Source organism: Peribacillus sp. TE19612 (assembly GCF_056279465.1).
Window position 1 is genome coordinate 1 of record NZ_JBWCCL010000025.1, and the last position, 19,804, is coordinate 19,804.

Consider the following 19,804-nt stretch of genomic DNA (forward strand, 5'->3'; position numbering starts at 1 on the left):
TCTCCCAGCCGTAGAATCAGTATTGACCGTTCTGAACCATTTTCATTCTCTGTGGTGAAGCGCTGATTTTTGCGCTTCATGGATGGCTAACGGGGGCGTTAGCTGAGGATCAGAGCTGTCTTTTAGGCAGCTTTTTCTTATGGCACTAACGGGGCAGGATAGTTCATTAACTTCCAGTTGTTAAGAAACTTTATTCCTGTTTATTCGTATGGTCATTTAAGCATTATGAAAAATGGGAGGATTAGTAGTTTTGAAAAAAATCCACAAACGAAGGAAATTACTATAAGAACAGTGCTAAATATATATGGGGTGTTCACTGTTCTTGCATTAATATTATCAATTTTTACCACTCCTTAAATGAAAACATGCAACTTTTTTACGATGAAGATTTAATGATGGAATCCAAAAAGATAAAGGAGTTCTTACTTTTTATTTTTGGTTCTGCGTTAGTTCACTAAAAGAAAAAGGAGAGTACATATTATACATGGCTAATATGTACTCTCCTTTATTTATTAAGGTTTTTTATAATTAGGTCTAGATAATTTTGAAAAACTAAAAAACATTAAAGGACCGTCAATAGACCTGTTTTTTGTACGAAAGAAGGATGGCCACCAAGTTTCGACGAATATATCAATATAATCTTTGGAGGTGTTGGATATGGGGATTTGTTGTGGAGAGTGTCACGTTGAATTAAAGAGTGATGATTATGTCACATTGGATGAATTTAGCACGCTGAGGCACACATATTGCGGTTATGATCTTATTGCCGAGCTGATCAAAGACATTGGGACTTATCGAAATATCAAAACAAAGTATTGGTTTTCCCGTGAGCGTACTAAATGAAAATCGGTAAAATCTTGGAGTTAATTAAAACTGATACACCAGCGAATATTGCCAAAAGGGCTGAAGTTCATCTTTCAGAAGAATCACTAAGAAAAGCATTGAATAAAGCTGGTTATGAGTATAGAAATTCAGGCAAAAAAGGCTGGTATTTTGTTGGTGAAGGTGACGAGGAAACGGTACAAGAGCAGCTTATTTATGACTTTGCAACAGCAGGGAAAGTTTCAACTAATGTAAATAAAGAACCTATTAACGATACCAACCAACGTTCTAACGTTGGCATAAAAAGTGGTAAAGAACAGGTCAAACAAGCGAACGAACAATCAGCACCAACCATAGAACGAACCAAGGTTATAAGAAAACGTTCTTCATTCGATATGGATGTTGAACTTATGAAGGAACTAAAAATACAAGCAATCATTCATGATAGGACGGTTTATGAACTAGTTGAAAGTGCCGTAAGACACTATTTAGCTGAATTAAAGGGAAAATGATGTGGCTTTGAAATAAAGTCACGATGTTTATAATAAAGTTGCACCGTTTTACCCCTTTGGATAATATCCTCTAAAGGGGTGTTTTTATGTCCAAAAGATAAAGTACATCTGAAATTTAAAAATGGATCAAGGGAATTTTTTAGTGGTAATAGAGTTGTTCCGTTAAAGGGCGCGATTCTTTAATAAGAATTACTTTTCTTATGGAACTAAAGGGGCAGGTTAGTGCAATAAAGCGTCCAGGGGTTATAGTTAAGGATGCAGCTTTATTAAAAAACTAGCAAGTTATTATGTTAGAGAAGAGTTAACAATGAAAAATAGAGAGGGAGCTATCGGTTACTGTTTGGGAATGGGTAATACATATGAAGATTATCCATTTCGTGATAAGAATTGGACGTTAATGCGACATATAGATAACAAGAAAGTGTTTGCGTGGATATTTGAAAAAGATGGACATATTTGGATTAATGTGAAATGTGAACCTGGTTTTTTAGATTATTGGCGTCAGCTTTACCATTCGGTAGTTCCGGCATTTCATCTTAATAAGGACCATTGGAATTCGATAATTCTTGACGGTACTGTTCCAAAGGAAGACATTTACGAAATGATAAAACAAAGCTATATGTTAACTAAAAAAAATAATAGTAAAGTTAATTTCAAAAAGTGAAGGCATTGATTCAGCAGGAAGGATTTATGCCTTTTTCTGTGGAACTTACTATGATTGTGAAATAATCTACTTAAAGTAACGGGTGCGTTAGCTGAAGATCGGAGCTGTCTTTAAGGCAGCTTTTTCTTAATGCATTTAAAGTGGGAAGATAATCCGATAATAAAAAAATACCGATTAATTAGAGGAGAAGGGTGGTTAATAATATTTAGGGGTTATTTCGTTTGCTTTAATTATATTGGTTAGACCCTGGAGTAACAACTTTTCGTGTATTGATGATATGTGGAATCATTATATCTTTCTCTTTCTCTTATCTTAGAGAGAAAAGACTTTGGAGAAATTTAGCTTTAGGTCTTAGTATATTTGTTGGTTTCGTTTACTTTATGAGCTGTTGAATTAATGAGAATAATATTCCAGGGTAATGGATTTTAAATTGTTTATTCAACAAACAGGTGCTTACTTCATTACCAGGAGCTGATCAACAGCTCCTTTTTCTTATGGGCGTACCCTAATAGTTCTCACATGTCACTGCAAAATTCTATATACTAAAATTAATTAAACTAGAATACACGAAGAACCTTTAAATAGAAGTGTAATACGAGGAGGAGATATCATGCTTATTACGGAACGGCATCAATTAATTATAAAGCTATTAAAAGAAAAGGGGAATGTTAAGATTCATGAGCTAGTAGAATTAACAAATACTTCAGAATCTACTTTGCGTCGTGATCTAGATCAATTAGAAAAGCAGAACTACTTAAAACGTGTACATGGTGGAGCTTCACTTTTACATAGTAAACGAGACGAACCAAGTGTGTTTGAGAAAATAACGCAGAACCTTGAGGAAAAAGCTAAGATAGCAAAATATGCGGCAGAACTAATTTTGGACGGCGACTGTGTTTATCTTGATGCTGGAACAACAACGTATCAGATGATCAAACATTTAAGACAAAAAGATATCGTTGTTATTACAAACGGAATTGGTCATTTAGATGCATTACTTGAAAATGAAATATGTACATATTTTATTGGTGGATTTGTTAAAAAGATTACCAAAGCAACAGTTGGACGTTATGCATACGAAAGTATAAAAAAATACAGATTTGATAAGTGTTTCATGGGTGCGAACGCTATTCATTATAATTTTGGATTGACTACCCCAGATCCAGAAGAGGCGCAAATAAAAGAAAGAGCCATTTTTTTGTCACGTGAGGCCTTTGTATTAGCAGATCATACAAAATTTGGAGAAGTATCATTTTCTAAGTTTGCAGATTTAAACCAGACAAAAGTTATTACGAATGAGGAAGGTACAATAACGTTAGGAAAATATAAGGAGAAAACGGAGATAATTATTGTGAGGGGCTAAAAACTAAATTTGCTATCGTTGAAGGAAAGCTGGTATTCAAACTGTCTGATTCAGACATTTAGAATACCAGCTTTTTTTGAATGTTCTGAAATTATTTTTATTGAAAATTTTCCCCTTTGTTGTATCAATATAATAAAGAATGCTTGGTTAATTGTAATGTGGCCAATTAACAATGAGGGAAAATCTGCTCCATGTATTAAACGTTCCATTTGAAAGTTTAATATTTTATGTTATCAATATATTTTTTGAAATAATTGGAACCGTTGACAATTACAAACAGCTCTAATATAATCAAAATCAATCAAAAACAACCAAAATCAATCAATTGTAATTCTAATGTGTAAAGGGTAATTATACTGTTTTACAAGATATGAAAGCGTTATCAATAAATTGGATGTCAATGTGAACAAACTATCAAAATCAATCATATTTCCATTATTTCAACCAAAAATAATCATTTAAGGAGGTGATCTAGTTTAAGAGATTGAGAGCGGTAACAATTTCTCGTTCTGTAACTAATTATTTTCATCTTCAAAAACTAGGGGGGTTAATATGGTTAAATATGTAAAAACGATAGGAATACTAGTTTTGGCGTTTGTAATTGCCGCGATGACGGCATGTAGTGGGGCTAGTGAATCATCAAATGGATCAACAGACGGTAACGAAGGACAAAAAGGTAACAAACAATTAACGATCGGTGTAGCGGTGGGTAGTTTAGCAAACCCTTTCTTCGTCTCCATGGCTAAAGGTGCTGAAGAAGCAGGAAAAGAATTAGGTGCTGAAGTTCTAGTTGAAAGCGCTGAATATGATTTAGCAAAACAAGCAGCTCAAATTGAAAACTTTATTACGAAAAAGGTAGATATCATTCTTTTAAATGCTGTTGATACAAAAGGAATTGCGGCATCTGTTCAACAGGCCAAAGCTGCTGATATTCCAGTAGTTGCTGTAGATACTAATGCTGAAGGTGGTGTCGATGCCACTGTTACTTCAGACAACTATCAAGCTGGTAAACTAGCCGGAGAATATGTGATTGAACAATTAGGCGGAAAAGGAAAAATAGCTATTATTGATGGACCTCCTGTTTCGGCTGTATCTGATCGTATTCAAGGATTTGAAGATGCAATAAAGGATTCCGAAATTAAAGTAATTGCGAAGCAAAATGGAGAAGGGAATCGCGAAAAGGCATTAACGGTGATGGAAAGTATTTTACAAGCTAATTCATCTGGCTCTATTGACGCTGTTTTTGCGATTAATGATCCAGAAGCAATTGGTGTTGAAATTGCTCAAGAGCAAGCGAATCGTAAAGATGAATTTTTCATTGTCGGAGTAGACGGTGCTCCTGAAGCCACAGAAGCAATGGCAAAGGAAGGAAGTACATTTGCTGCAACTTCAGCTCAGTCACCTAGTAACATGATCAAAAAAGCTGTTGAAATCGGAATGAAAGTGAAAAATGGTGAAGAAGTTGAGGAGCTTATTAAAGTTCCAGTTGAGATTGTGACTCAAGATACATTAGATTCTTACCAAGGTTGGTAAGAATCTTTCAATAAATAGGCTGATAATGATTCCTCCTTTAATCAGCCTATTCAAATCAATATAAGGGGTGAGATAAAGGTATGGCTGTCAATGAAATGTCCCTTAAAGGCCAACAAAGTCTAAAAAAGCCAGTGTTGAATATGGAGGGAATTGGTAAAACATTCTCAAGTGTAACCGTATTGAACAATGTGAGGATTGAACTTTATCCAGGTGAAGTACATGCATTAATGGGAGAGAATGGCGCTGGAAAGTCAACTTTCATGAAAATCCTCGCAGGCATTCATACACCTGATGACAATGGTGGGAAAATCTACTTAAAAGGTCAACCAATTTTATGGAAGGACCCTACTGATGCAAGGAACAAAGGAATTAGTGTTATTCATCAGGAGCTAAACCTTTCTCCTAATTTAACAATAAGTGAAAATATCTTAATGGGTTCGAATTTTCCTAGAAATCGTTTAGGAATGGTGAAATGGGATGAGGTTCATGAACGTGCCCAAGGCGTGTTAGATTCAATGGGGTCGAATCTAAATCCACGCCAGTTGGTTTCGACCTTAAGTGTTGCTCAACAACAAATGGTCGAGATCGCTCGAGCATTATCCTTTAATGCAGAGGTACTCATAATGGATGAACCAACCGCCTCCTTAACAGATAAAGAAATAAAAAAGCTGTTTGAAATTATTGATGATTTGAAAAAGCAGGGAGTTGCTATTGTATATATATCTCACAGAATGGAAGAAATCTTTAAAATTTCTAATAGGTTCACTGTATTACGTGACGGTGAATGGATTGCAAGTGGGCCGATTGAAGAGACAAATCCTGATCATCTGGTAAAGCTAATGGTAGGACGGGATTTAAAGGACTTGTTTAATCGGTCAAAAGCTTTTGGTACAAAAAATTCAAAGGAAGTTTCACCTGTACTTGAATTGAAAAATGTTTCTGATAACACAATTGTAAAGAATGTATCTTTAAAAATATACCCAGGTGAAATTGTTGGTTTGGCGGGGCTTGTTGGAGCTGGCAGAACAGAATTGGTTAGGGCCATTTTCGGTTTGTCCGAGTTGAAAAGTGGCGAAATATTGGTTGATGGTCAATCTGTTAGAATCAAATCCTCAATAGATGCTATTGCTAATAGGATTGCACATGTACCTGAAAGCAGGAAAGAACAAGGGTTATTTTTATCAATGTCCGTAAAAGAGAATATCATAATGGCTGAATTGAAAAAACATGCTAAAGCAGGAATTGTTAGTTGGAAGCAAGCAAATGAAAGCGCTAACCAATATATTGAAGACTTAAATATAAAAATAGCTTCCCCAGAACAGCAAGTATCAAACTTAAGTGGTGGGAATCAACAAAAGGTAGTGATCGCTAGGTGGCTATCAATTGCACCAAAGGTATTACTACTTGATGAGCCAACACGAGGGGTTGATATAGGTGCCAAGACTGAAATCCACAAGATTGTTTCGAAGCTTGCAGATGAAGGATTGGCCGTTTTAATGATATCATCTGAACTTCCTGAAGTATTGGGGGTAAGTGATCGAATACTTGTGATGAGTGAAGGAAGGTTAACAGGCGAGCTTTCGAAGGAAGAAGCTACACAGGAAACAATTATGCGTTTAGCTACCAAAGGGGGGAGAGAGAAATGAGAGGGAATATGCAAACTATTACACATTCACAACGCCTAAATATAGGAAATGTCCTTTATTCTTTATGGAGTAGGCTTGGCATGATCATGATTTTATTATTATTGTGTGTAGTACTTTCATTTACAGCACCAAATTTTTTAGATACAGCCAATTTATTGAATGTATTAAAACAAGTCTCTATCATTGCTATTTTAGCTGCTGGGATGACAATTGTTATTTTAACTGGTGGAATCGATTTATCAGTTGGTGCAACAGTTGCTCTATCTGGCGTTATCTCAGTCATGGTCTCTTCTGCAGGAGTTAATCCTATAATTGCGATGTTATCAGGTGTACTAGTAGGGTATGCAGTAGGACTGATTAATGGATTTCTCACAGCCAAAGCAAAGTTACCAGCATTTATTGTTACACTAGGCAGCTTCACATATGTTCGTGGACTCGCTTATGTCATTAGTGGCGGTTATCCAATTGTTTTACAAAACGAAACATTTAAATTCATCGGTGGTGGAAGTATTTTCGGAATCCCCACTCCTATTTATATCATGTCTTTAGTATACGTTGTGATGTTTTTTGTTCTTAAATATACGATGTTTGGTCGTCATATTTATGCGATTGGTGGCAATGAAGAGGCGGCTCGGTTAACTGGAATTAAGGTTGAAAAGTCTTTAATCAATGTGTATTCGATTAGTGGTTTGCTAGCTGGTTTAGGAGGAGTCGTTTTAGCGGGAAGGTTGTTTTCTGGACAGCCAACTGCTGGTCAAATGTATGAATTAGACGCAATTGCTGCTGTTATTCTAGGAGGAACAAGTTTAACAGGTGGAAAAGGGAAAATAATAGGAACAATTATTGGGGTTTTAATTATGGGGGTAATCAGTAATGGGTTAACTCTAATGGATGTCAACTATTATTGGCAGTTAGTTGTAAAAGGCGGAGTTATTGTAGCAGCCGTTTTATTAGATCGATTGCGCGGAAATAGTCCAGCATAACGATCACATGTCATTTTAGATTTAAAAAAAGGGGTGTGAAATAAAAGTGAAGAGGGTTATTAGTATTCTACTAATATGTTCAACTGTTACTTGTTTACCATTTAATAGTGCATATGCAGAAGACCCTGGGTATTATAATGAACCATACCGTAATCAATTTCATTTTTCTCCTGAAGCTAACTGGATGAATGATCCGAATGGTATGGTTTTTTATAAAGGTGAATATCATTTGTTTTATCAATATCATCCGTATGGAACGACATGGGGACCGATGCATTGGGGGCATGCTGTCAGTAAAGATCTTGTTAATTGGGAGCATTTGCCGATTGCTTTATCGCCGGATGAAAACGGTCAGATTTTCTCGGGGAGTGCTGTTATTGATTGGAACAATACAGCTGGCTTTGGAAAAGAGGCAATGGTTGCCATCTTTACGCATTCAGGGGATAAACAAGTCCAAAGTATAGCGTATAGCCTAGACAAGGGAAGAACTTGGGAAAAGTATAAAGGGAATCCCGTAATGCCAGACCCTCCTATACAAGATTGGCGCGATCCTAAAGTATTTTGGCATGAAGAATCAAACCAATGGGTTATGTCGTTAGCGGCTAAGGATAAGATCATGTTTTATACCTCACCTAATTTAAAAGAGTGGGAGTATGCAAGTGAATTCGGCGAAGATGGTGGAATACAAGCAAATAGCTTAGACAGAACTTCTTATACCATGTCATCCCAGACAGGTGAATCATTTAGCTATGAGGGAGATATTACCCTTAATGAGAAGAATGGGAGAGAAGGGGCAGGTGGTTTAGTTTTTCGGTCAGACAGGAGTGCAAAGAACGGCTATGTTGCGAGCTTAGATGCCAAAAACGATGTCATAACATTAAGTAAGAATGTAGATGGAACAAACGAGGAAATTGCGAGAAAACCTTTTACCCTCAAAACTTCAACTACCTACCATGTGAAGGTGGAAACAGATGGGGATCAAATTCAAGTCTCTGTAAACGATCAATCCGTTATAAAAAAAACAGATATAGAATTCGATTATGGATACTATGGATTGTCCGCGTGGAATTCAACGGCTGCCTTTCGAAATGTGGAGTTCAAGAATACATCTAACTTTGAAACCAATTTATCAAAATGGACAGATGTAAACGGAAGCTGGGAGAACACGATGGACGGAAAAAGTGGAGCCTCTACGGAGGATGCTTTTGTAATGAGTGGTCAAACAGGGGATAACTTTTTTTATGAAGCAAACATTGAGATATCTGGGGGAAAAGGTGGCAACGGAGCTGGCTCGCTCGTTTTTCGTGCAGATCCTAATGCAACAAATGGTTATATGGCGAATGTCGATGCTTTAAACGATACAATAAAAATCATGAAAATTGAAAATGGAGACATATCCATTCTAGCTGAAAAAACAATAAATCTAGATACAGATAAAAGGTACCATTTAAAAGCAAGCACCCATGGAAAAAATATTAAAATTTCTTTAGATGGAAATCTCATTCATGATGTAAATGATTCAACTTTTTCATCAGGGCATTTTGGCTTGAATGTTTGGAATTCATCTACGTTATTCCAAGATGTTCAAGTTGGTAAGAACATCATGACAAATGAGAAGGAAATTATTAATCATGATTTTGAGACAGGTGATCTAACTGGGTGGAGTACAATCGAAGGGAATGCTTTCACAAAAGATCATGTGACAAATGTACCATCATACTGGGGAGGGGATTTCGGCCATCAAGGAAACTACCACTTATGGGGGTTTACTGATCTTCAAAAGGGAGATGACGCAACAGGTGAACTGCACTCCGCATATTTTAAACTAGATGGCTCTGGAGAAATCAACTTTCTGTTGGGCGGTGGTAATGATATCAACAACCGCTATGTTTCGTTAGTGAGAGCCTCTGATGATCAAGAATTAATTCGACAAGCCAATACAAAATTTAAAGAAGAAAAATATCAAAAATACGTCTGGGATGCTTCTAAATACATTGGAGAAGTGTTATATATTAAAGCTGTAGACCAAGCTACAGGTGGTTGGGGTCATTTAAACATGGATGATGTTAATGTTTATAATGAAGGGGCCATGCCAAATGAAGTAGACCAAGTTGCCAAAGAGCCTGAGAAAGACGATTCGAAAGAAAGCGGCATCCTTACAGACTGGTCTGCTGTTTCTGGAGAGTGGATACCTTCTACTCATGGTAGTAACGGAGGGATTTGGGAATGTCCTACTCTAATCGAATTACCAATTGATGGTGACCCTTCAAAAACAAAATGGGTACTACAGGTAAGCATTAATGATGGCGCTCCTGCAGGCGGGTCAGGTATGCAATATTTTGTAGGTACCTTTGACGGGAAAACGTTTAAAAATGAAAACCCTTCCGATCAAGTGTTATGGACTGACTACGGGGCAGATTATTATGCCGCAGTTGATTGGAGCGGAATTGAAGGGGAGAATGGCGAAAAATATTGGATTGGCTGGATGAGTAATTGGCAATATGCAAATAATACACCAACTTCGACTTGGAGAAGTTCAACGACATTGCCAAGAAAGATGGAGCTAACTCAGACGGAAGAAGGTTTACGTTTAAAACAAACACCAGTTTCTTTAAAAACCATTCGAGATAAGAGTGAAAAAATTTCATATAAAAATAAAGTCATATCTGGTGAAAGTAATCTCCTATCTAAACTATCAGAAGATACATTTGAAATGATAGCTGAGTTTGATGTAGATGATATAAAAGCAACTGAATTCGGCTTTCAAGTTCGTAAAGGTGCAACTGAATATACGACTATTGGCTATGATGTTGCCACCAAACAGTTATTCGTAGACCGTTCAAATTCAGGAAGCTTTGATTATGGGAACAATGTGGTCGGTAAGCATGAAGGACCGTTAAATGCATTAAATGGGACTGTGAAAATGCATATTTTCATTGACCGATCTGCTGTAGAAGTGTTCGGAAACAAAGGTGAAACGGTTATTTCTGATCAAATTTTCCCGGATCCATCAAGTAAAGGATTACAAGTTTATAGCAAGGGTGGAGAAGTTACATTAAAGTCTTTGAAAATATACCCTTTAAAGAGTATATGGAAAAGATAAAGACTAAATTTCAATCCTATTAAAGATGGGTTGATATTAAGAGTTTATGAAGGCTGTCGAAAATGACTCGATAGCCTTTCATTTTACCTAAATCACAAGAATGGAGAGTGTAATGTAAATGAATAAAACAAACCGCGCAGTCATATGCGTTGGGGAGCTTTTGATCGATTTTTATTGTACAGATATTGATGTTAATTTATATAGAAGGTAATCATTTTCTAAAGAAAGCCGGGGGCGCACCAGCGAATGTCGCAGCTGCTATTTCAAAGCTAGGTGGGGAAGCGAGTCTTATTGGAAAAGTAGGAAATGACCCATTTGGATTATTTTTAATAGAAACGATAAAAGAGGTGGGGGTTGATACATCGATGATTGTTACTGATGATTTAGCACCAACTACTTTAGCATTTGTTTCTTTACAAGCAAATGGTGAAAGGGATTTTGTATTCAATAGAGGAGCGGATCGAAATTTAACAGAGGATAACTTATACCTAGATAGATTAAGTGGTGCAAAAATCATTCACTTTGGATCTGCAACTGCATTTCTGGAAAACCCTTTTAAAACAACTTATTTAAAGGCAATGGAATTTGCACAAAATAGGGGGATATTTCTTTCGTTTGACCCTAACTTCCGAGATGATTTATGGAAAAATAGAGTGGCTGAATTTATTAGTTTAGCCAGAAAGGGTATATCAATGGCTGACTTTGTAAAAGTAAGCGAAGTAGAGCTTGAACTAATCACGGGAAAAATGGATAAATATGATGGAATAGCAATGCTCCATCATTTAGGGGCAAAAATAGTGGCTGTTACCCTTGGATGGGAAGGCACTCTTCTTTCAAATGGAAGTGGAATGAGTGTAATAAACAGCGTCGAAGTAAATTCAATTGACTCAACTGGTGCTGGTGATGCATTTGTCGGTGCTACTTTATTTCAATTTGCAAATCTTGAGTCGTATGACACAATTCTTAGTGATTTTAGTAAACTTAAAGAGATCATTCTTTTTGCAAATAAAGTAGGTGCCGTCGTGTGTACGAAGGTAGGAGCGATTTCTTCTCTACCAAAGAAGAGGATATATATAAGATTTAGTCTTCATCGTATTGTTTCGGATTTTTAGTTTATATTCGTCCCTTAGCGGATAAATATTATATATATAAATAAGAAGAACCGTGAACTGAAGTGAATTAGATTTTATTTTGAATAACTAGTAAAAAACAGATGGATAATAAAATCATGCCTTGATCGTTACTTAGAACAGTAATTAGGTAATTACTATTAGTGCCTCGCCCATTTGGATTGAAGGCACTATTTAGTGATTTAAGAAAAATGAGCCTACTTAATGTGAACTTTGTGAAATATTGTACTTAAACTAACGGGTGCAATCGGAGCTGTCTTTAAGGCAGCTTTTTCTTTATGCAATTAAAGGGGCAGGATAGTTCAACAAAATTCTGATTTAACTCAAAAACTACGATAATAAATGTAGCTTGATCCAAATATTAGTATGATACAGTAAATATAAGGAATTTATAGATATCATAACGAGGTGGGACGAGAAATGATAAAGGGTCTTTATGAGGCACATTTACCTGTAAGTAATCTTGAAAACTCAATAAAATTTTATAAAAAGTTAGATTTAGAAATTGCATATCAAAATGATAAATTAGCTTTCTTCTGGATTGAGAAAGGTAAAAGTTGGCTTGGTCTTTGGAAAACAAACCATGTAGAAATTCCCTACCATCCTTCAATACGACATGTAGCTTTACAAATAGATATAGAGGACATGACATCAGCAAAAGATTGGTTAAATAGTAAAGGAATCGAAATTCGTACAACCTTTGACTTAACTGAAGAACAACAACCTTTAGTTCTAGATAACAATCCACAAGCTCACGCAGCTATTTATTTTGATGACCCAGATGGAAATGCTCTTGAATTGATTGCTCCTTTAAGATTGGACTTTGAGGAATATTTTGGAGACATGTCATTAGAGGATTGGTATAGACGAAATACTGCTCACAACTAATTCTGCTCTGCTTCAGTAACGGATTATTGAGTTTAACAAGGGGATTGCTGTGGAAATCCTTTTCTTTATGCAACTAAAGGGGCAGGATAGTTTAATAAGCTAATGAATTTTAAAGGAGAGTAGAGATTGAGTATGATTCAATTATATCTGACTTTAAATAAAGCAGGTTTGATGTTTAGAGGGCATACAGAACAGGGAGAAGTTGATTTCATTCATCTAGAAACTGACGAGAATGGAACAACACATTCAGTGGATGTGAATACATTTGAAACGCTCTTCGGGGATGTAAAAGGGAATCCAAGCTATGAAGCCTTGTCGGGACCTCATACTTTTAAATTGGAAGATACGCAATACACTATGACAGCAGAGGAAATGGGTTATCAAAAGTATTTCGACAAATGGAAAGTGCAAGGATTGTTTAACTACCGGGTGCGTTAGCTGAAGAATGGAGCTGTCTTTAAGGCAGCTTTTTTTTATGGAACTAAAGGGGCAGTTTAGTTTAATAAGACTTTTAGAATCAAACTATCAGTTGAAACCTTTTTAGGGAAAATCCCGTATACAGATTTAGGAAAATGTTTTTTAGAATAGGAGGAACAGGTTATGTTTATAGGGGATATTATATTTCAAGTTATTGTTTTCGGAGGAATAGCATTAACTTTAGGTGTTTTAGGTTATTTATTTTTTAAGAGGACCAAGAAAAGCTAATTACATTTCTAATTCAAGTAACGGGTGCTTTACTTAACTTAATTATTAGGAGCTGATCAGCAGCTATTTTTCTTATAGTGAAAGAAAAATGAACTTTGTTGTTCAATTTTCGTATATGAAAATACCAAGAATAAATTAGGAGTTGTTTCTATGTTTGACATTACCTTGATATTGTTTATAGCTTCTGCTGGGGTAGTTATTGCTATTACCGGTTTTTTCGTTATATTAGGTCGAAGGATTTTAGAACCTAAGAAAAAACTTCAACAAAAAATCGATAAATTAGAAAAAGAGGTTCAAATATTGAAAAATCACAAATAATAAACTAGCTTTAATAAACTAACAGGTGCTTTACTTCAATAACAGGGGTTGCTGCGGCAACCTTTTTCTTACGGAACTAACGGGCAGGTTAAATATTAAAATTAAGCCCATTGCTATTATCAATAAATATCTAATCAGTATAAATGGTTTAGTACTTTCTCTCTCTCTTTTTTCAAAGAACAATCCCAAATACAAACACCGCCTAATATAACTTGCATTGTCTACCGAAATAACCTTAGCTTGTTGAACTCTTGCACCCGACAGTGGAACAAGGTATTTAAATTAATCACTGTAGTTTATTATATCTCTTATGTAACATTAACGATTTTAATTTTAATTTCATAAAATATATAATTCTTATATCGGGGATTGGTTAAATAATAGATGGATTTGAAAGTTTATTTAAAAAGGAAAATAAGAAGCAGATCTTATATGATTTCGGTATTGCGGTTATATGGATCGCATTATTTTTGGTATTGCATTTATATGGTGGTGCGTAACATTTTTATAGAACTAACAGGTGCGTTAGCTGAAGATTGGAGCTGCCTTTAAGGCAGCGCTTTTTAAAAATTATATTATGTTTTACTGAGAGATAGAGAGAGGGGAAATTTTCAATGAGTAAAGCAATTATTTTTGATATGGATGGAACCTTATTTCAAACAAATTTAATTTTAGAACCTGCCCTAGAAGAAACATTTGATGTACTACGAAAAGAAAATTTATGGGATACAAAAACACCGATTGAACAATATAGGGGAATTATGGGTGTCCCTCTACCAGTTGTATGGGAAACACTTTGCCCAAACCACTCACTAGAAATACGAGTAAAGAGCAATGAGATTTTTCATAAAAAGCTTATTGAACTAATCCAAGCACAAAAAGGTGCATTATATGCTGATGTGGAGAGAACATTAAATGAGTTAAGTAAAAAGTATCCCTTATTTATTGCCAGCAATGGACAGATAGAATATTTACAAGCAATTGTAGAAACTTATAATTTGGATAGGTTTATTCAAAATACATATAGTATCCAACTAATTAAATCTGGGCATAAATCTGATTTAGTGCAAATGGTGAAAAATAAAAATCAAATTGGAAAAGGTTACGTTGTCGGAGATCGTTCTTCAGATATAACTGCTGCTAAGGATAATGAACTTATTGCCGTTGGTGTGAACTTTGACTTTGCTCAAGAAGATGAATTAAAACAAGCTGATTTTGTAGTGAATAATTTCAAAGAAATCTTAGAGTTAGTTTAAACTTCAAAAGGCCGCCAATTGGCGGCCTTTTGAAAATACGATTCTTAGCATTATCATACATTCAAAATAGAGAAGAAAATACCCATGTTCAACTATCGGGTGCGATAGCTGAAGATCGGAGCTGTCTTTAAGGCAGCTTTTTCTTATGGAACTCCCATGAAAAATAAAAAAGCTCAAAATCCAGAAAAAACCACAACAAAATAGACCCAGTACAAAGGCTTTTTAAAAAAAGGCTGAGCCTTATGAGTAATCTGATTGAGTTTGGTCAATCGTTAAACAAAAACCTCCAATCATAGCATATTAAGTAGAGGCTAGCGCAACGACCAAAAAAGGATTAATCTCCCATGAGTGCTACCCATAAAGGGCGCGACAGTCGGTGGTACACCGTGGTCGCCGGAGTCAGACTAACGGATGGGCTCAAAGGCACCATAGTTCAACGACCTTCTTCGCCAGCCATTAAAACATTATCGACATAGAGACCCATTTTCATTCTCTGTGGTGAAGCGCTGAATTTTGCGCTTCATGGATGGCTAACGGGGCAGATTAGTTCAACAATGATGAGATTACGATTAATTAAACCGTAATCTCTCTTTGATGTGTTTTTCTTTTTTATTAGCTATCGTTCGTTATCGTTTGGAAAGCTATGTTTACTGTTGTTTAATTTCTCTAATCTTCCTCTGTACAACGTATCTTTTAATTCTTCAAGTTTAAACGGTAGGAGTGGCGACAGGAATGGAACTCCTGCAGAACGTAGATTGACCATATAGATAATTAATAGCGTTGTAACTATAATCATTCCTGTACTGCCAAAGAAATTTCCAACAATTAAAAATGACATACGAAGTGTTGCTATCGCTGATCCCAATTGCTTGGAAATAATCAGGAAACCCGATAAAAAAGTTATTGCTATAACAATTAGACTTGCAGGATGGATAATCTTAGCTGTGACTGCTGTTTCTCCGATTGCAATTGTAGCAAACAATGAGATAAGTATGATTGCACTTTGAGGAACCCTAAAAGTAACGTCAATTAAGATAGTTATTAAGCCAATAAGTATTAACATCGTCCAAAATGCAGGAAGCAGTTCATCGTTTTTCAGAAGGGATTTTGTTACTTTATCTGGATATCCGTCTGCATAAAAGTTTACAAGTATCACATATATGCTCGGTAAGTAAATGGTTAGGAAAAAGCCTGTAAGCCTTAATAACCGATTCATTAGCCTGCCATATTTCTGATTATATTCATCAGGTGCTGAAAACATCGACATAAATAGACCTGGTAATATAATGGCGTATGGATTCCCGTCTACAAGTACCACAACTTTTCCGTCATATAATGAAGATATAACAACATCGGGGCGTTCTGAGTCCTCATACATTGCGAAAAGTGCAACTGACCCACCTTCAATAGCTTCTTTAATCGTCATAGATTCCAGAACATAATTAACGGAAATTTTATCAATACGTTTTCTTACTTCTGCTAGTACATCCTGATCCACTACTTTTTTCAAGTAGAGGATGGAAATTTCTGTATCAGATAATGTTCCCACTTTCATAGACTCAACGCACAAACTTGGTGTCTTAACCATTCCACGCAATAAGCTAATGTTAGTATTAAGATTTTCGGTGAGACCAACACGTGCCCCTTTTGCAGATCGTTCACTGGTTGCTTGTTCAATGTTTCTTTCTTTAAACTGTGTAGTCCCAGCTATAATTCCTAATTCAATGCCTTCAAATAGTATAACGGTTCCACCGTTTACTATGGCATCGGTTAATTCCTTATACTCTTTTACAACGAATACTTCTGCTGTTTTAATAATATTCTCTGAAACATCCTCTATGAGAGAGTTTTTATTTATGAGCACCTTCGTTGAATCTAATAGGGGTGTAATTACGTTTTCCTGCAAGCTATCTTTATTTACTACCCCATCAAGATAAATAAGGTGTACCATTCGCGAACGACTAGATCCGATTTTTAATTTCCTGACTCTAAAATCAGTTGTGTCGTTGAAACTTTCCTTTAGCTGTTTTGTGTTTTCTTGGAGACTCTTAAGTATTTTCTTGATGATCCTAACCACCTTATATACAGTGTCACCTTAGTATGTTCATTTTTTTAGAAAAAATAACTGATATGTATGCAGTTCCCATGCGTCTTTATAATATCAAAAAGTATTTTTTTGATTTTTAGTCTCAAAAAAGCAATTTTATTTCCTAATCATTAAACGATAAATATTTATAAACTCTTATAGGTAAGGGTTAGGATTTATATCTCCTTTTCACATTAGTACGTGCGGCTTTTACAGCATAGGGTGTTCCAAGTAATCCAATGTATCAGTTTTTATAAGCAATTATGTAATTAAAGAAATTTTTCTTAATGAACTCCCATGAAAATTAAAAAAGCTCAAAATCCAGAAAAAACCACAACAAAATAGACCCAGTACAAACGCTTTTTAAAAAAAGGCTGAGCCTTATGAGTAATCTGATTGAGTTTGGTCAATCGTTAAACAAAAACCTCCAATGATAGCATATTAAGTAGAGGCTAGCGCAACGACCAAAAAAGGATTAATCTCCCATGAGTGCTACCCATAAAGGGCGCGACAGTCGGTGGTACACCGTGGTCGCCGGAGTCAGACTAACGGGGCAGTTTACATTGAAGTAGGCATCTCACATCTACCTCATCTCATTAACAATGAAAGGAGCAAGGTAAGAGTTAGTTGACCATTAGGCGTGACTACCTAAAGTTAAAATTGTGTTTTTTATCAGAGTGTTTGTCTTATACAAAAAGCTCTCAAACGAATAGATTAATAATAGATTTAAGTATATTTTTTAAATCTAAAACAATATTAATAGAAGGGAGTTTTTATCTAGAATGAAACGACATGACTATCTCTACATTGGAGACGGCTTCGACAACACCGTGAAGACATTTGATGCAGAATCGGGCAGGTTCCTTGGAAGATTTGTTCCATCAGGTGACAACGGCTTAAATGGTCCCCGGGGACTTATCTTCGATCATAATGGTAATCTCCTTGTTACTAACCAAAACGTACTGCCTCCTCCTCCTCCAGCACCTCAAAATGGAAACATTTTAAAGTACGACGCACACACTGGACAGTTTCAAGGATATCTCGTCAATCCCAATGATCCTAACGCTCCGTTCGCCCCGCGCGGTATCGTCCTTTCGAAACAAAATATTCTGTTTGTGGCAGACATTATTGTAGAGACCGGCCTGAATGGAGAAGTGAGGACATATCATGGTACCACTGGGGTGTTTCAGGGGAATCTTGAACACCCGCCTGGAGTACAGTTTTTTCCCCGAAGTGTAGTAATTGGTCCGGACGGCTTGTTATATGTGTCCGTCAGTAACAACCCTACTACTGCAGAAGGTCAGCTCGGTGGACGGGTAGTGCGCTATAATCCGAAAACCGGGGAATTCATTGATGTGTTCATTGAGGGCGATTCCATTCCAGATTTTAACCGTCCGGAAGGTTTGGTCTTCGGTCCTGATGGCAACCTCTATATCACCAGTTTCAGAAGGGACCCGAGTGACACGGACAAAATTCTTATCTTCGACCGTAAGGGCAGGGTTCTTGACAAGATTGATCTATATGCCGTCGGACAGCCCCGCGCCTTTGCGCAGGCAATCCTGTTTGGTCCAAACGGTAAACTATTTGTCCCTATTACAGGACCGGGTCCCGTTAATGGCCAGCCTTTGGGACCTGATACAGGTTCTGTACGTCGCTACAACGTTAAGAGCAAAACATTTGATGTGTTTGTACGTCCGGCTCTTCTGGGAGGACCGTTAACGGAGCCGTGGTATCTGATATTTGGCAAAACGGACCCCGCAACACTAGCTTACAGGCATGACAAGGAAGAAAGCAGCGACCATGATCACCACCATGATGATGAAAGCAGTGACTAGAATAGTAGTTAAAATTTGAATATATAAGGAAAGACCGCCACTTGTGTTTAGATAGCGGTCTTTCTTTGGACAAGGTGTAACTTTTCTAAAAGGTCTTTGATTTGTTTTAAAATATTCCTTACAGCGAGGTGAGTTCGCCAAGTTTCTAACATCACACAGGTCAAGGTGGTTCTCACGATACAGGTATTACATCTTTAGAGTGTGAAGAAATGTACTTACGCTAACGGGTGCGTTAGCTGAAGATCAAAGCTGTCTTTAAGGCAGCTTTTTCTTATGGCACAAACGGGGCAGGATAGTTGAAGATTGCTGTTTGATCTTTATTTAATAATTGGGCCATTTAATTTAATAAGAACTAGGCAAAAGAGGTCTTTTTAATTTGTTCCGAGAATTAGTATTAATAGATTAATGCTAGAACAGTAGGAGGAAATGATGAAAAAGCATTAAGAAGTTGCTCCAAAAGCCAATGTTTTGGAAGGAATGGTACTGCCAAGTCCTCACTAATAAAATAAGAGATATTGATGGCAGTAACTTTATTTTCTAAGTTGATACCCCTTAAATTTGAAATGAAGTACACCACTAGCTAATAAGTAGACTCACAATAACGATCCGGGCTTTTGTGTCACTCGTCGTAAAATATCTAAATACTAGTATCACTATGAATTAGACCCTAAAAGGGTATCATTAAGTATAGACGTGTCACTTTTGCACATCCAACTTTAAAACCCAGCTACCTTCACAAAAGAAGATTAGCTGGGTTTCGTTATTATTTACGCCCAATCATTAAGCTAGTTCATGCATTCTACAAATTCTGTGATAATGGATGTCAGATTATTAATTTCGAGAATAGTTCAATTTGAGTAAATAGCCGATGAATGAGTCTAAAATTGCCGTTTGTGACTTTCATAATACTTGTGAGCTTGAAAAAGTCTTTGATGACTTTCTTAAATCAGAACAAATGAA

Annotated in this window: 14 protein-coding genes and 2 pseudogenes; 15 read left to right on the forward strand and 1 reads right to left on the reverse strand. The window is 36.3% G+C overall.

Annotated features, from left to right (window positions below; all coding sequences use genetic code 11):
* Nucleotides 1–657: 657 nt before the first annotated feature.
* The 14 genes and pseudogenes from ACZ9AO_RS25115 (at nucleotide 658) to ACZ9AO_RS25180 (ending at nucleotide 14,923) form a co-directional block, all read left to right on the forward strand.
* Nucleotides 658–843, forward strand: a complete 186-nt coding sequence (locus tag ACZ9AO_RS25115) for a hypothetical protein (protein ID WP_034306238.1) — start codon at nucleotides 658–660, stop codon at nucleotides 841–843.
* Nucleotides 840–1,334 carry a hypothetical protein gene (locus ACZ9AO_RS25120; RefSeq protein WP_476111065.1) on the forward strand — a complete coding sequence of 165 codons (495 nt, stop codon included), beginning with the start codon at nucleotides 840–842 and terminating at the stop codon, nucleotides 1,332–1,334. The genes ACZ9AO_RS25115 and ACZ9AO_RS25120 overlap by 4 nt, the downstream gene beginning before the upstream one ends.
* Nucleotides 1,335–1,641: 307 nt before the next feature.
* Nucleotides 1,642–1,998, forward strand: coding sequence for an MmcQ/YjbR family DNA-binding protein (locus ACZ9AO_RS25125; RefSeq protein WP_289351080.1), 357 nt, complete (start codon nucleotides 1,642–1,644; stop codon nucleotides 1,996–1,998).
* Nucleotides 1,999–2,608: 610 nt separating this feature from the next.
* Nucleotides 2,609–3,361, forward strand: coding sequence for a DeoR/GlpR family DNA-binding transcription regulator (locus ACZ9AO_RS25130; RefSeq protein WP_476111067.1), 753 nt, complete (start codon nucleotides 2,609–2,611; stop codon nucleotides 3,359–3,361).
* Between the two features lie 552 nt (nucleotides 3,362–3,913).
* Complete coding sequence (locus ACZ9AO_RS25135; protein ID WP_251544318.1) at nucleotides 3,914–4,894, forward strand: ABC transporter substrate-binding protein; 981 nt, start codon at nucleotides 3,914–3,916, stop codon at nucleotides 4,892–4,894.
* A gap of 140 nt (nucleotides 4,895–5,034) precedes the next feature.
* Nucleotides 5,035–6,540: a sugar ABC transporter ATP-binding protein gene (locus ACZ9AO_RS25140; RefSeq protein ID WP_311294811.1), complete on the forward strand. Its 1,506-nt coding sequence runs from the start codon at nucleotides 5,035–5,037 to the stop codon at nucleotides 6,538–6,540.
* Between the two features lie 8 nt (nucleotides 6,541–6,548).
* On the forward strand, nucleotides 6,549–7,523 hold the full coding sequence (locus ACZ9AO_RS25145; protein WP_375541228.1) for an ABC transporter permease: 975 nt from the start codon (nucleotides 6,549–6,551) through the stop codon (nucleotides 7,521–7,523).
* A 58-nt stretch (nucleotides 7,524–7,581) separates the two neighbouring features.
* Nucleotides 7,582–8,613 (forward strand): annotated as a pseudogene (locus ACZ9AO_RS25150) (glycoside hydrolase family 32 protein); the annotation flags it as partial.
* Nucleotides 8,614–9,612: 999 nt separating this feature from the next.
* Nucleotides 9,613–10,626: a glycoside hydrolase family 32 protein gene (locus ACZ9AO_RS25155; protein WP_476111086.1), complete on the forward strand. Its 1,014-nt coding sequence runs from the start codon at nucleotides 9,613–9,615 to the stop codon at nucleotides 10,624–10,626.
* A gap of 118 nt (nucleotides 10,627–10,744) precedes the next feature.
* A pseudogene (locus ACZ9AO_RS25160) lies at nucleotides 10,745–11,738 on the forward strand (carbohydrate kinase family protein).
* Between the two features lie 438 nt (nucleotides 11,739–12,176).
* Nucleotides 12,177–12,644 (forward strand): VOC family protein, encoded by a 468-nt coding sequence (locus ACZ9AO_RS25165; protein WP_476111070.1) that lies wholly within the window; start codon nucleotides 12,177–12,179, stop codon nucleotides 12,642–12,644.
* 132 nt (nucleotides 12,645–12,776) lie between these two features.
* A complete protein-coding gene (locus tag ACZ9AO_RS25170; protein ID WP_251544253.1) occupies nucleotides 12,777–13,082 on the forward strand; it encodes a hypothetical protein in 306 nt (101 codons plus the stop codon).
* A gap of 417 nt (nucleotides 13,083–13,499) precedes the next feature.
* Nucleotides 13,500–13,667, forward strand: coding sequence for a hypothetical protein (locus ACZ9AO_RS25175; RefSeq protein ID WP_239859451.1), 168 nt, complete (start codon nucleotides 13,500–13,502; stop codon nucleotides 13,665–13,667).
* Between the two features lie 614 nt (nucleotides 13,668–14,281).
* The gene (locus tag ACZ9AO_RS25180; RefSeq protein WP_251544245.1) at nucleotides 14,282–14,923 is read left to right on the forward strand and encodes an HAD hydrolase-like protein; all 642 of its coding nucleotides are present in this window, start codon (nucleotides 14,282–14,284) and stop codon (nucleotides 14,921–14,923) included.
* 616 nt (nucleotides 14,924–15,539) lie between these two features.
* Here the strand turns inward: ACZ9AO_RS25180 and ACZ9AO_RS25185 are convergent.
* Entirely contained in the window at nucleotides 15,540–17,000 is a 1,461-nt protein-coding gene (locus ACZ9AO_RS25185) for a spore germination protein (RefSeq protein ID WP_476111072.1), read from the reverse strand.
* 1,163 nt (nucleotides 17,001–18,163) lie between these two features.
* Here ACZ9AO_RS25185 and ACZ9AO_RS25190 point away from each other — a divergent pair.
* Entirely contained in the window at nucleotides 18,164–18,844 is a 681-nt protein-coding gene (locus tag ACZ9AO_RS25190; RefSeq protein ID WP_476111074.1) for an NHL repeat-containing protein, read from the forward strand.
* The last annotated feature ends 960 nt before the right edge of the window (nucleotides 18,845–19,804 follow it).

Bases quoted from the DNA above. Each gene is read 5' to 3' on its own strand.
- ACZ9AO_RS25115 (WP_034306238.1), top strand. From the start codon at position 658: ATGGGGATTTGTTGTGGAGAGTGTCACGTTGAATTAAAGAGTGATGAT.
- ACZ9AO_RS25120 (WP_476111065.1), top strand. From the start codon at position 840: ATGAAAATCGGTAAAATCTTGGAGTTAATTAAAACTGATACACCAGCG.
- ACZ9AO_RS25125 (WP_289351080.1), top strand. From the start codon at position 1,642: ATGAAAAATAGAGAGGGAGCTATCGGTTACTGTTTGGGAATGGGTAAT.
- ACZ9AO_RS25130 (WP_476111067.1), top strand. From the start codon at position 2,609: ATGCTTATTACGGAACGGCATCAATTAATTATAAAGCTATTAAAAGAA.
- ACZ9AO_RS25135 (WP_251544318.1), top strand. From the start codon at position 3,914: ATGGTTAAATATGTAAAAACGATAGGAATACTAGTTTTGGCGTTTGTA.
- ACZ9AO_RS25140 (WP_311294811.1), top strand. From the start codon at position 5,035: ATGGAGGGAATTGGTAAAACATTCTCAAGTGTAACCGTATTGAACAAT.
- ACZ9AO_RS25145 (WP_375541228.1), top strand. From the start codon at position 6,549: ATGCAAACTATTACACATTCACAACGCCTAAATATAGGAAATGTCCTT.
- ACZ9AO_RS25155 (WP_476111086.1), top strand. From the start codon at position 9,613: ATGCCAAATGAAGTAGACCAAGTTGCCAAAGAGCCTGAGAAAGACGAT.
- ACZ9AO_RS25165 (WP_476111070.1), top strand. From the start codon at position 12,177: ATGATAAAGGGTCTTTATGAGGCACATTTACCTGTAAGTAATCTTGAA.
- ACZ9AO_RS25170 (WP_251544253.1), top strand. From the start codon at position 12,777: ATGATTCAATTATATCTGACTTTAAATAAAGCAGGTTTGATGTTTAGA.
- ACZ9AO_RS25175 (WP_239859451.1), top strand. From the start codon at position 13,500: ATGTTTGACATTACCTTGATATTGTTTATAGCTTCTGCTGGGGTAGTT.
- ACZ9AO_RS25180 (WP_251544245.1), top strand. From the start codon at position 14,282: ATGAGTAAAGCAATTATTTTTGATATGGATGGAACCTTATTTCAAACA.